Here is a 21,141-nt window from a genome sequence, read left to right on the forward strand (position 1 = left end):
TGCGGATTGGTCGGTCATCTTGGAGGATCGACCAATCCTCCGATGGCCGCAACCCATCGTCCGGCCCGGGGCATGCCCATGGGCCGACCACCCTCGACCACGGGAGAATGTCCATGAAGCTGCTGCGTGTCGGACCTGCCGGATCGGAGCGCCCCGCGCTGCTCGACCAGGACGGGACCCTGCGCGACCTGTCCGGCCTGATCACGGATGTGGACGGGGCCCTGCTCGCCGACGACTCCGTACTGTCCCGCGTACGGGACGCCGCGGCGGCCGGCGAGCTCGCGGTCCTGGACGCGGAAGGGCTGCGCGTCGGCTCTCCCGTCGGCCGGATCGGCAAGATCGTGGGCATCGGGCTGAACTACCACGGGCACGCGGCCGAGGTCGGGGCGCAGGCTCCGCCGGAGCCCATCGTCTTCCTCAAGTCCCCGGACACCGTGGTCGGCCCGGACGACACCGTGCTGATCCCGCGCGGCAGCGTGAAGACCGACTGGGAGGCCGAGCTCGGCGTCGTCATCGGCGCCACGGCCCGCTACCTGGACTCCGCCGAGGAGGGCCTCGCGCACGTCGGTGGCTACGTGCTGGCGAACGACGTCACCGAGCGCGCCTTCCAGAACGAGCGGGGCGGCACCTGGGACAAGGGCAAGAACTGCGAGACCTTCACCCCGCTCGGCCCCTGGCTGGTCACCGCCGACGAGGTCGCGGACCCGCAGGCGCTGGACGTACGGCTGTGGGTGAACGGCGAGCTCAAGCAGGACGGTCACACCTCGGACCAGATCTTCCCGGTCGGCGAGGTCGTGCGGTACCTGAGCCACTTCATGACCCTGTACCCGGGCGACGTGATCGTCACCGGCACGCCGGCCGGTGTGGCCGCGGGCCAGCCGGAGCCGAAGCCGTTCCTGCGGGCCGGTGACGTCGTGGAGGTGGAGATCGAGGGCCTCGGGCGCCAGCGCCAGGAGTTCAAGGGCGCGTAGCGCCGACGGGGGGACGAGGGGCGGGGCCGCCGATGGCGGACCCGCCCCTTCCGCGTTTTGGCGTGGCGGGCCTGGGCCTGGGCCCGTGGGTCGTCAGGCGGCGATGTCCACCGCCACCCCGTCGCGGGAGGACCTGCGCGCCGCCTCCAGCACCTCCAGGCACCGGGCCGCCTCGTGCGCCGTGACCGGTGCCGGGCCGCCCGTGCGCAGGGCCCGCGCGACCGCCGCGTAGTACGCCGGGTAGTCGCCGTGCTCCGTCGGCACCGAGATCCCGCCGCCGGTCAGCGGGGACTCGCCGGAGCCGAGCCGCCCCCACAGGTGCGGCGGTTCCTCGCCCCACAGCGTGCCGTCGGTGGCGCGGTCGGGGCGCATGCCCTCGCGCAGGGCGGCCTCCTGCGGGTCCAGGCCGTACTTCACGTAGCCGGCCCGGGAGCCGAGGACGCGGAAGCGCGGGCCGAGCTGGGCGGCGGTCGCGCTGACGTAGAGGTGCGAGCGGACGCCGTTCGCGTGGGTGATCGCGATGAACGTGTCGTCGTCGGTCTCGGCACCCGGGCGGCGCAGGTCGGCCTCCGCGTAGACGCGTACGGCCGGGCCGAACAGCACCAGCGCCTGGTCCACGACGTGGCTGCCGAGGTCGTACAGCAGCCCGCCGATCTCCTCCGGGGCGCCGGATTCGCGCCAGCCGCCCTTGAGCTGCGGGCGCCAGCGCTCGAAGCGGGACTCGAAGCGCTGGACCTCGCCGAGTTCGCCGTCGGCGAGGAGCCGGCGCACGGTCAGGAAGTCGTTGTCCCAGCGGCGGTTCTGGAAGACGGACAGGAAGGTGCCGGTCCGGTCGGCCAGCGCGGCGAGCTCCCGGGCCTCGGCGGCGGTGGCCGCGAGCGGCTTGTCCACGACCACCGGGATGCCGGCGGTGAGCGCGGCCGTGGCCAGCGGGACGTGGGTCTTGTTGGGGGAGGCGATCACGACCAGGCCGGGGGCGGGGGAGTCCTCGCCGGTGCGGTCCCACAGCTCGGTGGCGGAGGCCGCGACACGGACGTCGGGGTAGGCCTCGCGGACCTGGGCCCGACGGCCGGGGTCGGAGGTGACGACCGTGTCGAGGACGAGGCCCTCGGTCGCGGACACCAGCGGGGCGTGGAAGACGGAGCCGGCGAGTCCGTATCCGATGAGTGCGACCCGTAGTGGGGCGGTGGGGGTGGTGGGGCTGGTGGGGGCGGTGTTCATGGCTCCACTTTGGCAACAGCGTTGCGTAAGTGCAAGGAGGGTGGACAATGGGCGGGTGAACAGGGGCAAGGGCAGGGGCAACGTCAGCGGCGGCGGGGGCGGGCGTGGTGGGGCGAACCTGCCGGCCCTGCGCGGGCACAACGACGCGCTGCTGCTGGACCTGCTGCGTTCGGCGGGGGCGCCGGGCCTGGGCCGCGCCGAACTCGCCGCCCGTACGGGCCTCACCCCGCAGGCCGTCAGCAAGATCACCGCTCGCCTCGCGGCGGAGGGCCTGGTGGCCGAGGCCGGCCGCGGCGCCTCCACCGGCGGCAAGCCCCGCACGCTGCTGCGGCTCGTTCCACAGGCCCGGTACGCGGTGGGGGTCCACCTGGACCGCGACCGGATCCGGGCGGTACGGGTCGACCTCGCGGGCGGCGTCGTCGACGAGTGGAGCGGACCCCTGGACTTCGGGGCGGGCCCGGACCTCGTGGTGGAGGCGGTCCTGGCGGCGGTCGTACGGGTCCGCGCGCGCGGGCCGGCCGCGCCGCCGGTCGGGGTCGGGGTGGCCGCGCCGGGTCCGCTGGACTGGCGGAGCGGGGTCCTGGGCCCGGTGACGGGGTTCCCGGGCTGGGCGGGGTACCCGCTGCGGGAGGTGTTGGAGGTGCGGTTGGGGCTGCCGGTGGTGCTGGACAAGGACACCAATGCGGCGGTCGCGGCGGTCGCGGCGGCCGGGGGGCCCGGTGGGACCGGCTCCTGCGTGTACCTGCACGTCGGGACCGGGCTCGGAGCGGGACTGCGGCTCGACGGCGCGGTGTACCGGGGGGCGCGCTCGGCGGCGGGGGAGTTCGGCCATCAGGTGCTGCGGCTGGACGGGCCGCCGTGCCGGTGCGGGGGGCGGGGCTGCCTGGAGGTGCTCTGCCTGGACGCGGTGGCCCGCGGGGACCTCGCGGGGGCCGCGCGGCTGCTGGGGGAGGGGGCCGCGAACCTGGTGGCGCTGCTGGACGTGGACCGGGTGCTGCTGGGCGGCCGGGTGGTGGCCGCCGATCCGGACGTGTTCGTGGAGGGGGTCCGGGCCGTCCTGGCGGCCCGGCGGTCGGTGACGGGTGATCTGCCGCCGGTCGAACGTGCGGTGGTGGGGGTGGCGGAGGGGGCGGCGGCGCTGGCGCTGGGGCCGCTCTTCGGCCACGCCTGACCCCTGCGGGGGGCTTTCGGGGTCTCGGGGTGACCCTGGCCGGGCTCTTGCCCTGGCCGGGCCGTTGCCCTGCCCTGCCCTGCCCTGCCCTGCCCGGGCGGGGCGGGGCCGGGCGGGGTCGGGGGTGGCCGGGGTCGGTGCCGGGGTGGGGTGTCGTCCGGGACTGCATGATTTATGGCGCCCTGTCCGAGCCTCCAGTCGTACTGGGTACCGCGCGCCAACAAATCACGTTTTACGTCCCGGCCAACACCCCACCCCGTCCCCGCCCCCGGCCTGGTGGGCCCTTACCTGCCCCCGGCGGCGGGCCCTCGTCCCCGCCCTCGGGCTTGCCGGGCTCTCGCCCTCGCCCCGGGTATGTAGGCCCCCTTACCCCCCCGGCCTGTCGGCCCCCGTACCCCCCGGCCTGCCGACCCCCGTACCCGCCCCCCGCCTGCCGGGGTTTGCGGCGCAGGTCCCGGTAGGGCGGGCCGGGGTGGTTCGGGTGGGGTGGGGGTGGGTTGACCGGGGCCGCCGTTCGGGCGTAAACCGGGAGGGCTCGGGCGCGGCGGTGTGAAGGGGATTTCGCGCGCGTGGGAGGGTGCGGGCAGGGCCGGGGTGATTGTCGCCTCGTCCGATCATCATCCCGTCCGGCTAGCCGCGAAGGTCTTCCATGGGACAGCGACTGCGTACGGCCCTCCCCCCGGGTGCCAAGACCGCCGTGGCGGCCGTCACCGCCATGACCGCCCTGCTCCTCGCCGCCGGCGCGCCCACCGCCGCCGCCGACACCGGAGGCGGCAGCCCCGCCCGCCCCGCGCCCGCGCCGCCCTCCCGCATCCAGGCCAGCTGCGGGGACGGCAAGAGCAGCGCCTTCCCCATCGGCGCCCGCATCCGCGGCGGCCCGGCCGTCTACCGGGCCGGCGCCGAGCCGCAGACCTGGCTGCTGGACCTGACCAACAGCACGGGCGGCGTGTGCACCTCCATCCATCCCGTCATCGTGTTCACGGACACCGCCCGGGCCCTGCGCCCCGCCCACCTGCGGATGGAGTTCGACGCGCCCGGCGGCACCCACCCCGTCAGCCTGGAGCGCAGCGACCGCGACGAGACCATCGCCGTCTTCGACGGCGGCGGCGACGCGTTCGCCGGCTTCTCCGTCCCGGCGGGCGGCACCACCACCGTCAAGGTCCGGCTCTCCTTCGCCCCCGACGCCCCCCACGGCGACGTCCTCGCCGACGCCGCCCTGGTCCAGCGCAAGGGCGAGCACGGCGACGACGGCGACTGGGTCGGCGAGGCCGGCGGGTACCGCTTCTCGGTGCAGGGGCCGCAGGACGAGGACGCCGTCGAGGCGGGCTCCCTCGCGCACACCGGCCCCCGGGAGTGGATCTACGGTGCCGGGGCCGTCGCCGCGCTCCTCGCCGGAGCCGGACTCCTGCTCGGCGCGCGCCGTCTGCGCGCCCCCCGTGAACCCCGCCGTCTGCGCGCCCCCCACGGGACGCCCGCCACCCACGTGCCGACCGACGCTCCCGAATCCAGGGAACGCCGGGACCGCTGAGCAGCCCGCACCCCCCGCGCGCCGATCCCCGTACACCTGCCCCACGTACAGTCCGACCGTGGAAGAACAGACCCCGTACCCGGCCCACCGCCCCGGCTCGCCCGTCCGCTCCGGCATCCCCGAGCACGGCCGCGTCCCCAAGTACTACGCCGTCAAGGCCCGGGTCGCCGAGCTGCTCGACGAGCTCGGCGAAGGCGGGACCCTCCCCACCGAGCGCGATCTCGCCGAGCGCTACGAGGTGTCCCGGGAGACGGTCCGCCAGGCCCTGCGCGAGCTGCTGCTGGAGGGCCGGCTCCGCCGTTCCGGGCGTGGCACCGTGGTCGCCGGACCCAAGCTGGAGCAGCCCCTCTCGCTCGCCAGCTACACCGAGGGCGTGCGCCGCCAGGGCCGCCGTCCCGGGCGCAGCCTGATCGGCCTGGAGCGTTTCCCCTGCCCGCCCGAACTCACCCGCGGGATCGGCGCCGAAGCCGGTGAGCCCGTCTGGCACCTGGAGCGCGTGCTGCTCGCCGACGACGAGCGCGTCGGGCTGGAGAGCACGTACGTCCGGGTCTCGCGCGCACCCCGCCTCGACGTCGATTTCCAGCCGGACTCCTCCTTCTACGGATACCTCCACGACCGCCTCGGCATCGCCTTCGGGGACGCCGACGAGAAGTTGGAGACGGTGCTCGCCACCCCCCGCGAGGCCCTGCTCATCGGCACCCCGCCCGCGCTGCCGATGCTGCTCATCCACCGCTTCTCGCGGGACCGGGACGGGCGTCCGCTGGAGCGGGTGCGTTCGCTCTACCGTGGTGACCGGTTCAGCTTCACGACCCGCCTGCGGCCCGAATAGCCCCTGAGGGGTCACCTCAAAAGCCCCAAACAGGACCTATTTAGATCACGGAACGATAACGGGTCTAGTCCAAGCGTCGAGGGCTGTTCACCGGCCCGTCGCCGGACGGACCTCCCCGGGACACGGGCCCCCACCACCTTGGTCGACGTGAGAGTCATAGTCGTCGGAGGCGGCGTGGTCGGCACCATGCACGCCTGGCAAGCAGTCCAACGCGGCCACGAGGTCGTCCAGATCGAGCGCGAGGCCGAGGCTCGCGGCGCGTCACTACGCAATTTCGGCCAGATCTGGGTCAGCGGCCGGGCCGGGGGCGAGGAGCTCGACACCGCCCTGCGGGCCCGCGAGCTCTGGGAGCGGATCGGCGCGGAGGTACCCGGCCTGGGCTTCCGCGCCATCGGCTCCCTCACCCCCGTGCGCAATGCCCGCGAGCACGCCGTCGCCGAGGCTGCCGTGGCCCGCCCCGACGCCGCCGCCCGCGGCTACAAACTGGTCACCGCCGCCGAGGCCCGGGAGATCAACCCGGCCCTGCGCGGCGACTTCGAGGCCGCCCTGTGGTGCGAGCGCGACGCGGCCGTCGAACCGCGCACCGCCCAGCTCCACCTGCGCGAGGCCCTGCGCGCCTCCGGCCGCTACACCTTCCTCCCCGGACGGGAGGTCCGCGAGGTCACCGGCCCCGGCGCCGTCCGCGACGACCACGGCGACGTCCACCGGGGCGACGCCGTCGTCCTCGCCACCGGCGCCTGGCTGTCCGGCCTGGTCCGCGAACTCGCCCCCGACCTGCCCGTCCGCCGCGTCCGCCTCCAGATGATGCAGACCGCCCCGCTCGGCGAGCGGCTCACCACCTCCGTCGCGGACGCCGACAGTTTCCGCTACTACCCGGCCTACGCGTCCCCCGCCCTCGACGCCCTCAACGCCGAACAGGAACAGGCGCCGGTCGCCGCCGCGCACAAGATGCAACTGCTCATGGTCCAGCGCCTGGACGGCGGACTGACCATCGGCGACACCCACGAGTACGAGCACCCGTTCGCGTTCGACACCCTCGAAGACCCCTACGAGCACCTCACCGGGGTGGTCGAAGCCTTCCTGGGCCGCCCGCTGCCGAAGATCAGGCACCGCTGGGCGGGCGTGTACGCGCAGTGCACCGACACGAGCCGCGTCGTCCACCGCCAGCAGGTGGGTGACGGCGTCTGGCTGGTGACCGGACCCGGCGGACGCGGCATGACCTGCTCGCCCGCCATAGCCGAGACCACCGCGAACGAACTGGGCTGGTGAACACCATGACCGACCGCACCCCCGCCAAGAACCTGATCGTCCTCGACATGGCCGGCACCACCGTTGCCGACGGCGGCCTCGTCGAGCGCGCCTTCGAGCACGCCGCCGGCCGGCTCGGCGTCGAGCCCGGCAGCGCCGACCACGCCGCGAAGCTCCAGTACGTACGCGACACCATGGGCGAGTCGAAGATCTCCGTCTTCCGCCACCTCTTCGGCACGGAGGAACTCGCCCGGCGCGCCAACTCCGCCTTCGAGCAGGCCTACGGAGAACTCGTCGACGGCGGCCTCGTCGCCCCGCTCCCCGGCGCCCGCGAGACCATCGAGGAGCTCCGCGCCGACGGCCGCACCGTCGTCCTGACCACCGGCTTCGCCCGCGTCACCCAGGACGCCATCCTCGACGCCCTCGGCTGGCGGGACCTCGCCGACCTCACCCTCTGCCCCGCCGACGCGGGCGGCCGCGGCCGCCCCTACCCGGACATGGTGCTGACCGCCTTCCTGCGCACCGGCGCGGTGGCCGACGTACGCCACACCGTCGTCGCCGGGGACACCGCCTACGACGTGCTCAGCGGCAACCGCGCCGGAGCGGGCATCGTGGCCGGCGTCCTCACCGGCGCCCACGACCGCGCCGCGCTGACCGGAGCCGGCGCCACCCACGTCCTCGGCTCCGTCGCCGAACTGCCCGCCCTGCTCGCGCCGCACGACGCGGAGCCGGTGTGAGCGGCATCCGCTTCGACTCCGTCTCGGTCGCCTACAACGGCACCACCGTCCTGGACTCCCTCGACCTGACCGTCGAACCGGGCGAGGTCATGGCCCTGCTGGGCCCCTCCGGCTCCGGCAAGACCACGGCGCTGCGCGCGGTCGCCGGCTTCGTACGGCCGCTCTCCGGGCGGGTCCTGATCGGCGGCCGGGACGTCACCGCCCTGCCGCCGCACAAGCGTGGCATCGGCATGGTCGTCCAGCAGTACGCCCTCTTCCCGCACATGCGGGTCGAGGACAACGTGGCCTTCGGCCTGCGAGCCCAGAAGGCCCCCCGGGCCGAGATCCCCGCCCGGGTCGCCGAGGCCCTGGAAATGACCGGGATGGGCGCCTACGCCAAGCGCTACCCCCGGGAACTCTCCGGCGGGCAGCAGCAGCGCGTGGCCATCGCCCGCGCCCTCGCCATCCGCCCCGGGGTCCTCCTCCTGGACGAGCCGCTCTCCGCCCTCGACGCCCAGCTGCGCTCCGGGATGCTGGCGGAACTGGCCCGGCTGCACCGCGAACTGCCCGAGGTGTCCATCCTCTACGTCACCCACGACCAGGTCGAGGCGCTCACCCTGGCCGACCGGATCGCCGTCATGGACCGGGCCCGGCTCCAGGACTGCGGCACCCCGCAGCAGCTGTACCGGGCGCCGCGCACCGAGTTCACGGCGTCCTTCGTCGGCAACGCGAACCTGCTCCCGGTGACGGTGGCCGACGGCGGCGCGGTCTTCGCGGGCCGCCCGCTGGCCCTCGACCCGGGCCGCGCCGCGCCGGGCTCCACGGCCACCCTGTGCGTACGCCCGCACCTGCTCGGGCTCGGCGAAGGGCCGAACGCCCTGCGCGGCACGATCGCCGAGGTGCAGTGGCGGGGCTCGACGCACCGGCTCTACGTCGACGTGGACGGCCACCGCGTCAAGGCGGACCTCCCCGAACTGCGCGAGACCCCGGCGCTGGGCGACGAGGTGACCCTGCACTTCGAACCCCGCGACGGGGTGCTGCTGGCCGCCGGGGTGTCGGATGCCTGACGCCTCGCGGCGAGCCGCCACCCGAAACCCCGCCCCTGAGGGGCAGTCGGCCGCTACGACCGCCCCTGCGGGGCAGCCAGCCGCTCCGGGGATTCCCGCCCCTGCCGGGCAGTCGGCCGCTACCGGGATTCCCGCCCCTGCCGGGCAGTCGGCCGCTGCGGGGATTCCCGCTCCTGCCGGGCCGCCCGCGCCCGCCCCGTACGCCGGTGGGACCTCCGGCCGCCGGACCGGCGGGGCCCCCGCCGCCGGGGGACCGGCGCCGCGGGGGCTCCGGGAAGCCACCCCCCAGGGGGCCCGGCGTGCGCTGTGGGCGTTGCCTCCCGTGGCCGTGCTCGCGCTGGTGTTCCTCTACCCCCTCGCGCTGGTCGTGCAGCAGTCCTTCACCCCCGAGAACGGCGGCGGCGCCTTCGACGCGTACGCCTCCGTCTTCGCCTCCGCGTCGTTCCGCGAAGCGCTCGGCACCACCGTCTGGCTGGCCGTCGGCGCCACCGCCGGCTGCCTCCTGCTCGGCTTCACGCTCGCGCTGATCATCGCCTTCGTCCCCTTCCCCGGAGCCAAGGGCGTCGCCAAGTTCATCGACGTCTTCCTCTCCTTCCCCTCCTTCCTCATCACTCTCGCCCTCCTCTTCATCTACGGAACGGTCGGCATGGCCAACGGGGTCTGGACGGACCTCTTCGGCGTCGCCGACGGCCCCTTCCACTTCCTCGGCACCCCCTGGGGCGTCCTGCTCGCGGAGATCACGTACTTCACGCCCTTCGTGATGCGCCCGCTGCTCGCCGCCTTCTCCCAACTGGACACCGCACAGCTGGAGGTGGCCGCCGGCCTCGGCGCCCGCCCCGCCCGGATCGTCCGGCAGGTGATCCTCCCCGAGTCCCTCCCCGCCCTCGCGGCGGGCGGCAGCCTCGTCCTCGTCATGTGCCTCAACGAGTTCGGGATCGTCCTGTTCACCGGAGCCAAGGACGTCACGACCCTGCCGATGCTCATCTACGGCAAGGCGATCCTCGAATCCGACTACGCGGCCGCCTGCGTGGTCGCCGTCGTCAACATCGCGATTTCCGTCGGCCTGTTCGGCCTCTACCGGGTGGTGGGCAAGCGTGCTGGTGCATAGCAAGGGCGGCCGCTGGGCCGCGTGGGGCCTGTTCGGCCTCCTCTTCCTGCCCCTCTTCGCCCTGCCCCTCCTCGTGGTGGTGGCCGCCTCCTTCGCCACCCACTGGTCCGGCGCCTTCCCCTCCGGCCCGACCACCGCGAACTACGCGTCCGCCGTCCGGGGCGAATCCCTCCAGGCCCTCACCACCTCCCTGGTCACCGCAGTGACCGCGAGCCTGCTCGCGCTCACCGTCGGCACCTGGGCCGCGCTGGCCGCCGCCGGGCTGAACAAGCGCGGGAAGCGCTGCCTGGACGCCCTGTTCATGCTGCCGGTCGCCGTGCCCTCCGTGGTGGTCGGCCTCGCCGTGCTCGTCGCCTTCAGCCGGCCGCCGGTGCTCCTCAACGGCACCGGCTCCATCGTCATCCTGGCGCACACGATCCTTGTCACGGCGTTCGCCTACCAGTCGGTTTCGGCCGCCATCGTTCGTCTCGACCCCGCGTACGAACAGGCTGCGGCCTCCCTCGGGGCCCGCCCCGCCCACGTGCTGTGGCGGGTCAGGCTCCCGCTCCTGCTGCCGTCCCTCACCGCGGCCGCCGGGCTCTGCTTCGCCCTCTCCATGGGCGAGCTGAGCGCCACGATGATGCTCTACCCGCCGGACTGGATGCCCCTCCCGGTCCGGGTGTTCACCGCCACCGACCGCGGCTCGCTCTTCGGCGGTTCCGCCGTGGCCGTGGTGCTGATGGCGACCACCCTCCTGGTGCTGCTGGCCGTCTCCCGCATCCGCACCAGGGCCTCCTACCGCTGATCCCCGCCCCACCCCCACCCCCGCCGACTCCCTTTCCCCGTAAGGAAGTTCCATGCCCAGCAAGCTCCTGCTCCGCGCCACCGCCTCCACCGCCGGCAGCCTCGCCCTCGCCGTCTCCCTCACCGCCTGCGGCGGCGCCGCGACCGCCGGCTCCCAGGGCGGCGAGAAGGTCGTCACCGTCTACAGCGCCGACGGACTCAAGAGCGACAAGGGCGACGGCTGGTACGACAAGGTCTTCGCCGACTTCACCAAGAAGACCGGCATCGAGGTCAAGTACGTCGAAGGCGGATCCGGCGAGATGGTGCAGCGCGCCGTCCGCGAGAAGACCAACACCCAGGCCGACGTGCTCGTCACCCTGCCCCCCTTCATCCAGCAGGCCGACGGCAAGGGCCTCCTCCAGGCGTACCAGCCGCAGGGCTCCGACAAGGTCAACGGCGGGGACAAGTCCGCCGACGGCAAGTGGACCTCCGTCGTCAACAACTACTTCGGGTTCGTCTACAACAAGAAGGAGCTGACCGCGGCCCCCAAGACCTGGGAGGAGCTGCTCGACGGCAAGTACAAGGGCAAGCTCCAGTACTCCACCCCGGGCGTCGCGGGCGACGGCACGGCCGTGCTGATCAAGGCCATGCACGACTTCGGCGGCAAGGAGCCGGCGATGGAGTACCTCAAGAAGCTCCAGGCCAACAACGTCGGCCCGTCCTCCTCCACCAGCAAGCTCGCGCCCAAGACCGACAAGGGCGAGCTGCTCGTCGCCAACGGCGACGTCCAGATGAACTTCGCGCAGTCCAAGGCCATGCCGAACCTCGGCATCTGGTTCCCCGCCAAGGACGGCGGCAAGCCCACCACCTTCGCCCTCCCGTACGCGGCCGGCCTCGTCGACAAGGCCCCGCACACCGAGAACGGCAAGAAGCTCCTCGACTACCTGCTCTCCGAGGACGCCCAGAAGCTGGTCAGCGAGGTCGGCGGCGGCTTCCCGGCCCGTACGGACGTCAAGCCGACCGACGCCAACGCCGTCGAACTCACCAAGATCATGGGCGGGGTCGAGGTCTTCGAGCCGGACTGGGCCGACATCGACAAGAACCTCACCGCCTACGTCGACGCGTGGAAGTCGGCGACCGGCAGCTGATCCGACACCTCCCGGTCACCCACGACCGCGAGAGTGACGAGTGCGTAACGGGTCTGGACCGAAGGCGCCCACGAGGCCCCTCGGCCCGGACCCTCCGCACGCCCGCCCCTCCGCACCACCGAGCGGCGGCGCCGTCGCCTCCCGCGCACCACCGCACCGCTGACACCGCACCCGCACCACGCACCACCGCACCACCGCGCTGCACCGCACCGCTGACACCGCACCCGCGCACCCGCACCACCGCGCTGCACCGCACCCGCGTATTCGCACCACGCACCACCGCGACCTGCGCACCGCACCGCGCGGCACACCGCACCACCCGTCACCGCCGCGCCGCGCAACGCCACCGCACCGCCCCGCGCCACGCTCCGCGCCCCCGTCTGCCCACTTGCTCCTGGAGGAGTACGTGTCCCCTGTCCTGTCCGGACGGACCCTCGCCGTGGCCGCCACCGCCACGGCCCTGCTCGCCACCGCACTCGGCGCCACCACCGCCCTCGCCGCCCCCCAGCCCCCCGCCACCCCCAGGGCCGCGGCCGAGGCCGCCGCCGCCGACGCCGCCGCAGCCCCCAAGGCCGCCGCCACCACCGACAAGGTGCTCGTGATCGGCATCGACGGCACGGTCCTCGACCGCGTCAAGGCCGCCAACGCCCCCAACCTGCAAGGGCTGATGGCCCAGGGCCTCACCGCCCGCAGCACCCTCTACGCGAGCCCGATGGCCGCCACCTCCTCCGGCCCCGGCTGGTCCACCATCGCCACCGGCGTCTGGCCCGACAAGCACGGCGTCAAGGACAACTCCTTCACCGGCAAGAACTACGGCGCCTACCCGGACTTCCTGACCCGCATCGAGAACGCCAAGCCGGCGCTCAACACCTACGCCGCCGCCGACTGGGAACCCATCACCTCAACCGACCAGAACGGCCCGATCTTCTCCGCCAAGGTCGACAAGCGCCTCAGCCTCAAGGGAGACCGCGACGGCTACGGCAGCGAGGACCCGAAGATCGCTGCCGCTGCCGCCGCCGAGCTCCAGAACCAGAACCCGGACGCCGCCTTCGTCTACCTCGGCGAGATCGACCACGCGGGCCACACCTCCGGCGCCGCCAGCCAGGAGTACCTGAACGCCATCGGCCGCGTGGACGCCCTGGTCGGCAAGCTCCTCACCGCCGTCCAGAACCGCCCGACCTACGCCCAGGAGAACTGGAAGGTCCTGGTCACCACCGACCACGGCCACACCGACGCGGGCGGCCACGGCGGCTCCACGATCCAGGAACGCGGCACCTTCGTCATCGCCAAGGGCGCCGGGATCCCCGCCGGTTCGGTCCGCACCGACGTCAAGCTCGTCGACGTCGCCGCCACCGCGCTCGCCCAGGTCGGGGTCAGCGCCGCCGGGACCGACGGCGTCCCACTGACGACCCCCGGCAACGACCCCTTCGACACCCTGCGCCCGAACCTCCAGGCCCGCGTGGACGAGACCGGCATCCCGGCCACCACCAAGGGCTTCACGCACACCCCGCCCGCCGGCTGGTCGATCGACAACTCGAAGATGGGCACCGGCGGTGTCACCGAGTGGGCCGGATGGGCCTTCGCCACCGACGAGTTCTGGAGCCAGTCGCAGCGCGACCAGTGGCGCGAGCTGAACGTCCGCTCCCGTGACGTCTTCGCCGTCGCCGACTCCGACGAGTGGGACGACAAGAGCCACACCGGCACCTTCGACTCCACCCTCGTCACCCCCAAGTGGGCGGTCACCGGCGGCACCACGCGCACCCTCGCCTTCCAGACGCACTACCGTCACGAGGCCGGCCAGACCGCGCAGGTCCTGGTCTCCTACAACGGCGGCGCCGCGACCGTCGTGAAGAACTACACCGCCGACGCCGTGGCCAAGGGCGAGTCCATCGCCCTCCAGGTCCCGGCCGGCGCCACCGACGTCCAGGTCCGCTTCCGCTACAGCGGCACCAACAACTGGTTCTGGACCGTCGACGACGTCACCCTGGGCTGACCCGCCCGGCCCGCGCCGCGGGACGGCCGTCCGGGCCGTGGACGCCCTCCGCGTCCACGGCCCCCGGCCGCTAGGGTGGTACAGACCAGAGGCCCCCGAGGTCAGAGGCCCCGCAGAGCGGAGAACAGTCCCGTGGCAGAGCGCAAGCCGATCGAATCCTGGCTCACCGACATGGACGGGGTCCTCATCCACGAGGGCACCCCGATCCCCGGCGCGGATGCCTTCATCAAGCGGCTGCGCGAGTCGGGCAAGCCCTTCCTGGTGCTGACCAACAACTCCATCTACACCCCGCGCGACCTCCAGGCCCGGCTGAGCCGCATGGGTCTGGACGTGCCCGTCGAGAACATCTGGACCTCGGCGCTGGCCACCGCCAAGTTCCTCGACGACCAGCGGCCGGGCGGTACGGCGTACGTCATCGGCGAGGCGGGCCTGACCACCGCGCTGCACGACATCGGCTACATCCTCACCGACCACCAGCCCGACTACGTGGTCCTCGGCGAGACCCGCACGTACAGCTTCGAGGCCATGACCAAGGCCGTCCGGCTGATCAACGCCGGCGCCCGCTTCATCTGCACCAACCCCGACGAGACCGGCCCCTCCACCGAGGGCCCGCTCCCGGCCACGGGCGCGGTCGCCGCGCTGATCACCAAGGCGACCGGCAAGCAGCCGTACTTCGCGGGCAAGCCCAACCCCCTGATGATGCGCACGGGCCTGAACGCCATCGGCGCGCACTCCGAGAGCAGCGCGATGATCGGCGACCGGATGGACACCGACGTCCTGGCCGGGCTGGAGGCGGGCATGCAGACCTTCCTCGTGCTGACCGGCCTGACCTCGGTCGAGGACACCGAGAAGTTCCCGTACCGCCCGACGAAGACGGTGAACTCCATCGCCGACCTGGTGGACCTGGTCTAGGGCCCGCCGGGCGGTCCGTTGGTGCGAACGGCTGACACATACGGGCCAAGAGAGCGCCGCTCCGGATGCGGAGCGGCGCGTCGCGCGTGAATCTCCTTGTCGAGGAGGTTCACCATGCGCAGTTCTCTGATCGCACTCCGTGTCGCCGGGGTGGCCGTCGTCCTGACGGCGAGCACCGCCGTGACCGTCCCCGCCGCGCTCGCGAACGAGTGGGACCGCGGCGGCGTCTCGGCGGACCCGAATCCGGCCGAACCGGGGACGCAGGTCAAGATCCGCGTCCGTGGCTGTGACGGCGACCGGGCGATCGCCCTCTCCCCGGTCTTCGTCTCCGAGGCCCACCTGACGGGGGGCCGCGACGACCGCCGCGCGCTGTACGGCGAGACGATGATCAGCTCGCACGCGCGGCCCGGCTGGCACGAGATCAAGGTGAAGTGCGCGGGCCGCGACGGCCGTGACGGCGACGGCCGTGACGGGGGCCGGGACGGCGGTCGCGACGACGGACTGCGCGGCTCCATCCAGATCCGCGAGCGCGACCACCGTCCCGACCCCCACCACTCGCCGGTCTGGCCCGTCCACGCGGGCGGCGGTGGGATGGCCGCCCAGGTCGCCGAGACCACCCGGCTCGCCGCGGCCACCAAGAAGAGCCACGGCGGGGACGGGCCCGGACTGTCGCAGACCGTGATCGGCGCCGTGCTGGCCGCGGCCGCCAGCCTGGCGGTCGCCGGTCGGGCCCTGGCCCTGCGCCGCCGCCGCAACGGCGAATGAGCGAGGCCAAGGCCTCCCCGGGGGGCCGGCTGCTGACCTTCGCCGCCTGGTCGGTGCTGATCCTCGTGCTGTGGGTGTGGGGCAAGGAGATCACCGGGGTCCCGCCCGCCGCCGCCCCCGGCGGGGCCGGCGGGCCGGTGGGTCCGGGCCTGCCGGCCCCGCGGGCCCCGCTCTCGGCGGCGATGCCCGCACGGATCGACGTACCGTTCATCGGCGTCCAGGCCCCGGTGATCGCGCGGGGCCTGGACGCCGACGGGGCCGTCGACCCGCCGCCGTACGAGCTGCCCGGCACGGTCGGCTGGTGGGGCGCGGGCCCCGCACCCGGGGCGGCCGGGGCCGCGCTGATGGTGGGGCACGTGGACACCAGGTCCAAGCCCGCGGTGTTCTTCGGCCTGAGCACCCTGCGGCCGGGGGAGAAGATCCGCGTGACCCGGGCGGACGGCACGATCGCGGAGTTCACCGTGGAGGACGTACGGGTCTACGAGCGCGCGGGCTTCGACCCGCACAAGGCGTACGGGCCGCGGGTCGAGGGCCGCGCCGAACTGCGTCTGGTCACCTGCGGCGGCACCTACGACAAGGCGGCCCGGCAGTACTCCGCGAACGTGGTGGTCTCCGCCTACCTGACGGGCGCCGGAACCAAGCCGACCGCACCGGCCTAGCGCTCGGCGTGCCGACGCGAACGAAGAAGTCCCCCGCGGCTTGCGCCGCGGGGGACTTCTTCTCGTCTGTGCGCCGCCAGGGACTCGAACCCCGGACCCGCTGATTAAGAGTCAGCTGCTCTAACCAACTGAGCTAGCGGCGCTTGGTGACAGGTGAAACTCTACCCCACCTGCGGAGGTGTTCGTGACCAGCCGCGCCCGCGTTGTCCGATTAACCCATGTTTGGGGTGTTTATCGTGCACGATATGTCTGGCCGAGCCGAATCTGACGTCCCGCCAGATACGTGTGCGGTCGACCACTGGACGACTACGGGAGCGGACGGAACCGCATGACGATGCAGCCTCCGGTGCATGTGCCGATGCCGACGGCGATGCCGGTGCCGGCGTTCGAGGAGTACGAGCCCGCGGGCGACTGCGTGTGCCCGGGGTGCGCGCAGCGGCGCCGCGCCCTCGCGCGCGGGCGGGCCATAGGGCGCCGCGACGGCGGCCACCCCGCCGTACGCGGAGCCCGCCGGGCGCTGGTCCTGGCCACCGCCGCCGGTGTGGTCCTCGGCGGTGGCGGGGCGGCGGCGTCGGCCGTGGGCAAGCCGCTGCCCGGCCCCGGGCCGGTGGCCCTGGACGGTTCGGACAGCCCGCAGGGCGGCCGGGCCCCGCTGCACGGGCGTCCCGCGGCCGGACATCCCGCCGGCCGGCCCGGCGCTCCCGCTCTGGTACGGCGCATCGACCGCACGACGATCATCAACCGGGCGAAGCTGTGGCTGGACGCGAAGGTCCCCTACAGCATGTCCGAGTACTGGACGGACGGCTACCGGCAGGACTGCTCGGGCTACGTCTCCATGGCCTGGAACCTCGGTACGAACGAGTGGACCGGCAGCCTCGACACCTTCGCCACCAGGATCACGAAGGAGGAGCTGCTGCCGGGCGACATGCTGCTCTTCCACAACCCGGCGGACCCGAACAACGGCTCGCACGTGGTCCTCTTCGGCGGCTGGGTCGACGAGACGCGCACGCACTACGTCGCCTACGAGCAGACCCGCCCGACGACGCGGAAGCAGCCCACGCCGTACGGGTACTGGAAGAACTCCGAGAAGTACCTGCCGTACCGGTTCAACGGAGTGACGGGCGGCATCGGCCCGGAAGAGCCCGCGCCGGCCCCCAACCAGCCGGGCGCCACCGCCTTCCCGGGCGCCGCGAAGTTCGGGCCCGGGGCCGACAACGCGCACGTGGCCGAACTCGGCAAGATGCTGATCGGGCGCGGCGGCCTGCGCTTCTACCCCAAGGGCGCCAGTACCAAGTGGAGCGATGCCGACCGGCTGGCCACCCAGGCCTTCCAGCAGGCGCAGGGCTGGACGGGCGCCGACGCCGACGGCATCCCGGGCGAGCACACCTGGCGGCTGCTGGTGCAGCGGCAGGGCAAGGACATCCCGCCCACGCGGGCCGGCCGACCGGGTCCCGCCGGGGTGCCCGCGTACCCGGGGGCCGCGTTCTTCCGGCCGGGGCAGTCCCATGAGGCGATCACCGCCCTGGGCCGCCGGCTGAGGGAGAAGGGCTTCGGCAAGTACTACACGTCCGGCCCCGGGCCCCGCTGGAGCGAGGCCGACCGCCGCAACGTCGAGGCCTTCCAGCGCGCCCAGGGCTGGCGCGGCGCCTCGGCCGACGGCTACCCGGGCCCGGAAACCTGGCGCCGGCTGTTCGCATGACGGAGGCAACGATGTACCCCACGCGCACCACGTTCACGACGGGCACCTTCCACCCCTCGTCGCGCCGCCCCACGCCCGTGGCCGCCACCCACCGGACCTGGGGCTCCACCCCGGCCGTGGAGCCGCAGCGCCCCGCCGGCGCCGAGCCGACGCCGGGCCCGCGGACGGCGGGCCCGACGCCCCCGACGCCCCCGACCAACCCCGAGCCGACCCTCCGGCCGACCCCGGCGACCCACCCGGCCCCGGTGGCGTGCCCGGCCCCGGCGGCCAACCCGGAGCCGACGTCCCGCCCGGTCCCGGCCGCGACCCCGACCCTGACCCCGGCCGCGACCCCGGCCCCGGCCGTGCGCCCGGAGCCGACGTTCCCCGACGCCCACCCCGTCCCGGCCGTCGCCCCCGGGCCGCCGCCGGCCTCGCACCCGTCCGTTGCCGCCGCCGCGTCCGCCCGCTCCGCACGGGAGGCCTCCCCGGCCGGCGCCCCTTACCCGGCCGCGCCGACACCGGCCGCCGGGCCCGAACCGGTGGCGGCGGGGCACCCCGGCCGGTGGGTCACCCCCGAGGCCGTGGTGGTGGGCCGCCCGGCCGGCCCGGAGGAGCCGCACTCCGCCCGGCCGGCGTTCCCCTCCGCCCCCGAGCCGGTGTTCCGGGCCGGGCACCCGGCGCGGCCGGAGCCCGTCGCACCGCCCCGCTCGGCCCCGGCGGCCGATCCCGGGCCGGTGGCGCCGGCCCGGCCGGCCGGGGCCGAGGGGCCGTACCCCGCGTGGTCCGCGCGACCGGCCGACGCGGTCCCGTCGGGGCCCGTGGCTGTACCGGCGGGCCGCCACACCCACCCCGCCGACCCGCCTTCCGCCCGGGCCGCCGGCCCCGAGCCGGTGGTGGGCCGCCCGGCCGGCCCGGAGGAGCCGCACCCCGTACGGCCCGCGCACCCGGCCGACGCCGAGCCCGCGCTCCGGGCCGCGCACCCGGCGGAACCGGAAGCCGTGGCGGTGGTCCGCCCCCTCCGGGCGGCCGACCCGGTGGCGGAGCCGTACGCCGGGCACCCGGCGGGCCGGCAGCCGTACCCGCCCCACCCGGCCGACCCGGAGCCGTACCAGGTTCCGGCGGCGGGCCACGCCGACGGGTCCGCCCCCCGGCAGGGCCGGTGGGTCGACGCCGGGTGGCCGCCCGCGCGGGGCGACGTACCGGCGGCCCGCGCCGAGGCGGAGACCGGGAACGAAACGGGGAACGAAGCCGGGGCCGTAACCGGGGCCGCATCCGAGGCCGGAGCCGGGACCGCAACCGGTGCCCCGACGGCGACCGCGGCCACGACGGCGACCCGGGACCCCGCGCCCGAACCCGCCCCCGGGATCCCGCACCCCGCCCCGCAGGGAACCGGTGTCCCCGGCCCCGGCGTCGCCGAGATCGTCGCCCGGGCCGTCGCCCGCGGCATGGACGAGACCCAGGGCGACCGGGGCGCGAGAGGGGAGGGGGACACGCTGGACATCCCGCTCCTGCGCCCCCCGCACGGCACCGCCGTCACCGACGTCCCCGTCCACCTCCCCTTCCGCGCGCACCACCGTCCCCCCGAGCCCCCGCGGGACCCCCGCTCGGCGACCCCCCGCCGCCCGGCCGCGCGCCCCACCGCCGGGCGCCGCGTACCCCGCGGCGACGACCGGCTCCGCGAGCACCGCGGCCCCGTGCTGCCCGGCTGGATCGCCGTGATCACCGGCGGGCTCGCCCTCGCGGGCTGCACGGCCGTGCTCTGGCGGGCCGGGGTCGTCCCCGCCCCGCTGGTGGCCGCGTTCGGCGCGGCCCCCCGCGCCTACCGCGGACTCCACGCCGCGCACTGGCCCCCGCTCGCCCTCCTCGGGATCGTCGCCCTCCTCGCCCTCGGCGGCCTCGGCCGCGCCCGGGCCGGCCACGCCTGGGTGCTCACCCTCTTCGGGCGCTACCGCGGCACGGTCCGGCGTACCGGCCTGACCTGGATCAGTCCGCTCCTGCTGCGCCAGCGGGTCGACGTGCGCCTGCGGCACTGGCGCAGCGAGCCCATGCCGGCCGTCGACTCCGGCGGCCTCGCCCTCCAGGTGGTCGTCCAGGTCGTCTGGCAGGTCAAGGACACCGCCCGGGCGACCCTCGCCGTCGAGGACCACACCGACTACCTCGCCGAGCAGGTCGAGTCGGCCATGGCCCGGGTGCTGTCCCAGCTCCCCGCCGACGCCTTCCACGAGGACGCCCCGACCCTGCGCGACGCCGAGGCCGTCGGCGACGCGCTGACCCGGATGCTGGCGGCCGAGACCGAGGCCGTCGGGATCGAGGTGTTCTCGGCGCAGCCCACCCGGATCGAGTACGCCCCGGAGGTCGCGGAGGCGATGCGGCGGCGCCGGGTCGCCGCGATCGACGCCAGGCACCGGGACACCGTCCTGACCGCGGTCGTCGACGCCGTGGACGACACCGTCCACCGCCTCACCTCGCGCGGGATCGTCGAGCTCGACGACTACGAGCGCAAGGCTCTGGTGAAGGACCTCACCGTCGCCTTCTACACCGGGCGTGGTGACCAGTAACACGCGTGACGGGGAAACGGGTGGCCGGTTGTGACCGGACCACCCGTTTTCTCATTGGTATAGACATGGCCAACTCCCGTCAATACTGTGGGACTTGGTCTAGACCTGGAGTCATCCCCACGCGCGCACGGCTCCCCTCCCCGTCCCCCCACGTCCAAGGAGCACCATGCGTTCCTTCCGCATGCCCGCCCGGCCCCGCCGGGCCGGCGCCGCCGCCCTCGGCGTCGGTCTGCTCGCCACCGTCACCCTGCTGAGCGCCCCCTCCGCGAGCGGCCACGGCTACACCGACACCCCCATCAGCCGCCAGAAGCTCTGCGCCAACAAGACCGTCGCGGACTGCGGCCCCATCCAGTGGGAGCCCCAGAGCGTCGAGGGCTACAAGGGCTTCCCGGCGGCCGGCCCGGCCGACGGCCAGATATGTTCCGGCGGCCACAGCGAGTTCGCGCAGCTCGACGACCCGCGCGGGGGCAAGTGGCCCGCCACCGGCGTCACCTCCGGCCAGAGCTTCGACTTCCGCTGGCAGTTCACCGCGAACCACTCCACGACCGACTTCAAGTACTACGTCACCAAGAACGGCTGGGACCCCACCAAGCCGCTGACCCGGGCCTCGCTCGACCCCCAGCCCTTCCTCGTCGTGCCCTACAACGGCGGCCGCCCGGACATGACGACCATCCACCGCGGCACCATGCCCGCCGGCAAGAGCGGACGGCACATGATCCTCGCCGTCTGGACCGTCAACGACACCCCGATGGCCTTCTACTCCTGCTCCGACGTTCAGTTCTGACGTAACGTCAGCTAACCTCC

18 protein-coding genes and 1 tRNA gene are annotated in these 21,141 nt (G+C 74.3%); 17 read left to right on the forward strand and 2 right to left on the reverse strand.

Annotated elements, in window-relative coordinates; all coding sequences use genetic code 11:
* Window positions 1-113: 113 nt before the first annotated feature.
* A complete protein-coding gene (locus ABZW32_RS20095; protein WP_356217658.1) occupies window positions 114-971 on the forward strand; it encodes a fumarylacetoacetate hydrolase family protein in 858 nt (285 codons plus the stop codon).
* 93 nt (window positions 972-1,064) lie between these two features.
* Here ABZW32_RS20095 and ABZW32_RS20100 read toward each other — a convergent pair whose 3' ends face one another.
* Window positions 1,065-2,192, reverse strand: a complete 1,128-nt coding sequence (locus ABZW32_RS20100; RefSeq protein ID WP_356217660.1) for a Gfo/Idh/MocA family oxidoreductase — start codon at window positions 2,190-2,192, stop codon at window positions 1,065-1,067.
* 55 nt (window positions 2,193-2,247) lie between these two features.
* On the opposite strand from ABZW32_RS20100, the gene ABZW32_RS20105 reads away from it, so the two are divergent.
* From ABZW32_RS20105 to ABZW32_RS20165, 13 genes are all read left to right on the forward strand, one after another.
* Window positions 2,248-3,363, forward strand: coding sequence for an ROK family transcriptional regulator (locus tag ABZW32_RS20105; protein WP_356217662.1), 1,116 nt, complete (start codon window positions 2,248-2,250; stop codon window positions 3,361-3,363).
* 649 nt (window positions 3,364-4,012) lie between these two features.
* The gene (locus ABZW32_RS20110; protein ID WP_356217664.1) at window positions 4,013-4,891 is read left to right on the forward strand and encodes a hypothetical protein; all 879 of its coding nucleotides are present in this window, start codon (window positions 4,013-4,015) and stop codon (window positions 4,889-4,891) included.
* A 58-nt stretch (window positions 4,892-4,949) separates the two neighbouring features.
* Entirely contained in the window at window positions 4,950-5,720 is a 771-nt protein-coding gene (locus ABZW32_RS20115; protein ID WP_356217666.1) for a GntR family transcriptional regulator, read from the forward strand.
* 147 nt (window positions 5,721-5,867) lie between these two features.
* Entirely contained in the window at window positions 5,868-6,989 is a 1,122-nt protein-coding gene (locus ABZW32_RS20120) for a TIGR03364 family FAD-dependent oxidoreductase (RefSeq protein ID WP_356217668.1), read from the forward strand.
* Between the two features lie 5 nt (window positions 6,990-6,994).
* Window positions 6,995-7,705 carry a phosphonatase-like hydrolase gene (locus ABZW32_RS20125; RefSeq protein ID WP_356217670.1) on the forward strand — a complete coding sequence of 237 codons (711 nt, stop codon included), beginning with the start codon at window positions 6,995-6,997 and terminating at the stop codon, window positions 7,703-7,705.
* A complete protein-coding gene (locus ABZW32_RS20130; RefSeq protein ID WP_356217671.1) occupies window positions 7,702-8,751 on the forward strand; it encodes an ABC transporter ATP-binding protein in 1,050 nt (349 codons plus the stop codon). Before ABZW32_RS20125 ends, ABZW32_RS20130 begins: the two co-directional genes overlap by 4 nt.
* Window positions 8,752-8,914: 163 nt before the next feature.
* Window positions 8,915-9,859, forward strand: coding sequence for a 2-aminoethylphosphonate ABC transporter permease subunit (locus ABZW32_RS20135; protein WP_356217709.1), 945 nt, complete (start codon window positions 8,915-8,917; stop codon window positions 9,857-9,859).
* Window positions 9,846-10,643 carry an ABC transporter permease subunit gene (locus ABZW32_RS20140; protein ID WP_356217672.1) on the forward strand — a complete coding sequence of 266 codons (798 nt, stop codon included), beginning with the start codon at window positions 9,846-9,848 and terminating at the stop codon, window positions 10,641-10,643. Before ABZW32_RS20135 ends, ABZW32_RS20140 begins: the two co-directional genes overlap by 14 nt.
* Window positions 10,644-10,695: 52 nt before the next feature.
* Window positions 10,696-11,769 (forward strand): 2-aminoethylphosphonate ABC transporter substrate-binding protein, encoded by a 1,074-nt coding sequence (locus ABZW32_RS20145; RefSeq protein ID WP_356217674.1) that lies wholly within the window; start codon window positions 10,696-10,698, stop codon window positions 11,767-11,769.
* A 406-nt stretch (window positions 11,770-12,175) separates the two neighbouring features.
* Entirely contained in the window at window positions 12,176-13,762 is a 1,587-nt protein-coding gene (locus tag ABZW32_RS20150) for an alkaline phosphatase family protein (protein ID WP_356217675.1), read from the forward strand.
* A gap of 132 nt (window positions 13,763-13,894) precedes the next feature.
* Entirely contained in the window at window positions 13,895-14,674 is a 780-nt protein-coding gene (locus tag ABZW32_RS20155; protein ID WP_030229401.1) for an HAD-IIA family hydrolase, read from the forward strand.
* A gap of 114 nt (window positions 14,675-14,788) precedes the next feature.
* Complete coding sequence (locus ABZW32_RS20160) at window positions 14,789-15,439, forward strand: hypothetical protein (protein ID WP_356217677.1); 651 nt, start codon at window positions 14,789-14,791, stop codon at window positions 15,437-15,439.
* Window positions 15,436-16,098, forward strand: a complete 663-nt coding sequence (locus ABZW32_RS20165) for a class F sortase (RefSeq protein WP_356217679.1) — start codon at window positions 15,436-15,438, stop codon at window positions 16,096-16,098. Before ABZW32_RS20160 ends, ABZW32_RS20165 begins: the two co-directional genes overlap by 4 nt.
* Before the next feature lie 69 nt (window positions 16,099-16,167).
* Here ABZW32_RS20165 and ABZW32_RS20170 read toward each other — a convergent pair.
* A tRNA-Lys gene (locus tag ABZW32_RS20170) sits at window positions 16,168-16,241 on the reverse strand.
* 227 nt (window positions 16,242-16,468) lie between these two features.
* Between ABZW32_RS20170 and ABZW32_RS20175 the strand changes: the two genes are divergently transcribed.
* From ABZW32_RS20175 to ABZW32_RS20185, 3 genes are all read left to right on the forward strand, one after another.
* Window positions 16,469-17,797, forward strand: a complete 1,329-nt coding sequence (locus ABZW32_RS20175; RefSeq protein ID WP_356217711.1) for a peptidoglycan-binding protein — start codon at window positions 16,469-16,471, stop codon at window positions 17,795-17,797.
* A gap of 11 nt (window positions 17,798-17,808) precedes the next feature.
* The gene (locus ABZW32_RS20180; RefSeq protein WP_356217681.1) at window positions 17,809-20,337 is read left to right on the forward strand and encodes an SPFH domain-containing protein; all 2,529 of its coding nucleotides are present in this window, start codon (window positions 17,809-17,811) and stop codon (window positions 20,335-20,337) included.
* Between the two features lie 166 nt (window positions 20,338-20,503).
* Window positions 20,504-21,121: a lytic polysaccharide monooxygenase auxiliary activity family 9 protein gene (locus ABZW32_RS20185; RefSeq protein WP_356217682.1), complete on the forward strand. Its 618-nt coding sequence runs from the start codon at window positions 20,504-20,506 to the stop codon at window positions 21,119-21,121.
* Window positions 21,122-21,141: the final 20 nt, after the last annotated feature.

The sequence above is a fragment of the Streptomyces sp. NPDC004667 genome (assembly GCF_040609475.1).
Taxonomy (GTDB): domain Bacteria; phylum Actinomycetota; class Actinomycetes; order Streptomycetales; family Streptomycetaceae; genus Streptomyces.

Coding starts and splice junctions, on each gene's coding strand:
- ABZW32_RS20165 (WP_356217679.1), top strand. CDS start 15,436: ATGAGCGAGGCCAAGGCCTCCCCGGGGGGCCGGCTGCTGACCTTCGCC.
- ABZW32_RS20100 (WP_356217660.1), bottom strand. CDS start 2,192: ATGAACACCGCCCCCACCAGCCCCACCACCCCCACCGCCCCACTACGG.
- ABZW32_RS20180 (WP_356217681.1), top strand. CDS start 17,809: ATGTACCCCACGCGCACCACGTTCACGACGGGCACCTTCCACCCCTCG.
- ABZW32_RS20185 (WP_356217682.1), top strand. CDS start 20,504: ATGCGTTCCTTCCGCATGCCCGCCCGGCCCCGCCGGGCCGGCGCCGCC.
- ABZW32_RS20160 (WP_356217677.1), top strand. CDS start 14,789: ATGCGCAGTTCTCTGATCGCACTCCGTGTCGCCGGGGTGGCCGTCGTC.
- ABZW32_RS20095 (WP_356217658.1), top strand. CDS start 114: ATGAAGCTGCTGCGTGTCGGACCTGCCGGATCGGAGCGCCCCGCGCTG.
- ABZW32_RS20110 (WP_356217664.1), top strand. CDS start 4,013: ATGGGACAGCGACTGCGTACGGCCCTCCCCCCGGGTGCCAAGACCGCC.
- ABZW32_RS20125 (WP_356217670.1), top strand. CDS start 6,995: ATGACCGACCGCACCCCCGCCAAGAACCTGATCGTCCTCGACATGGCC.
- ABZW32_RS20175 (WP_356217711.1), top strand. CDS start 16,469: ATGCCGGTGCCGGCGTTCGAGGAGTACGAGCCCGCGGGCGACTGCGTG.
- ABZW32_RS20145 (WP_356217674.1), top strand. CDS start 10,696: ATGCCCAGCAAGCTCCTGCTCCGCGCCACCGCCTCCACCGCCGGCAGC.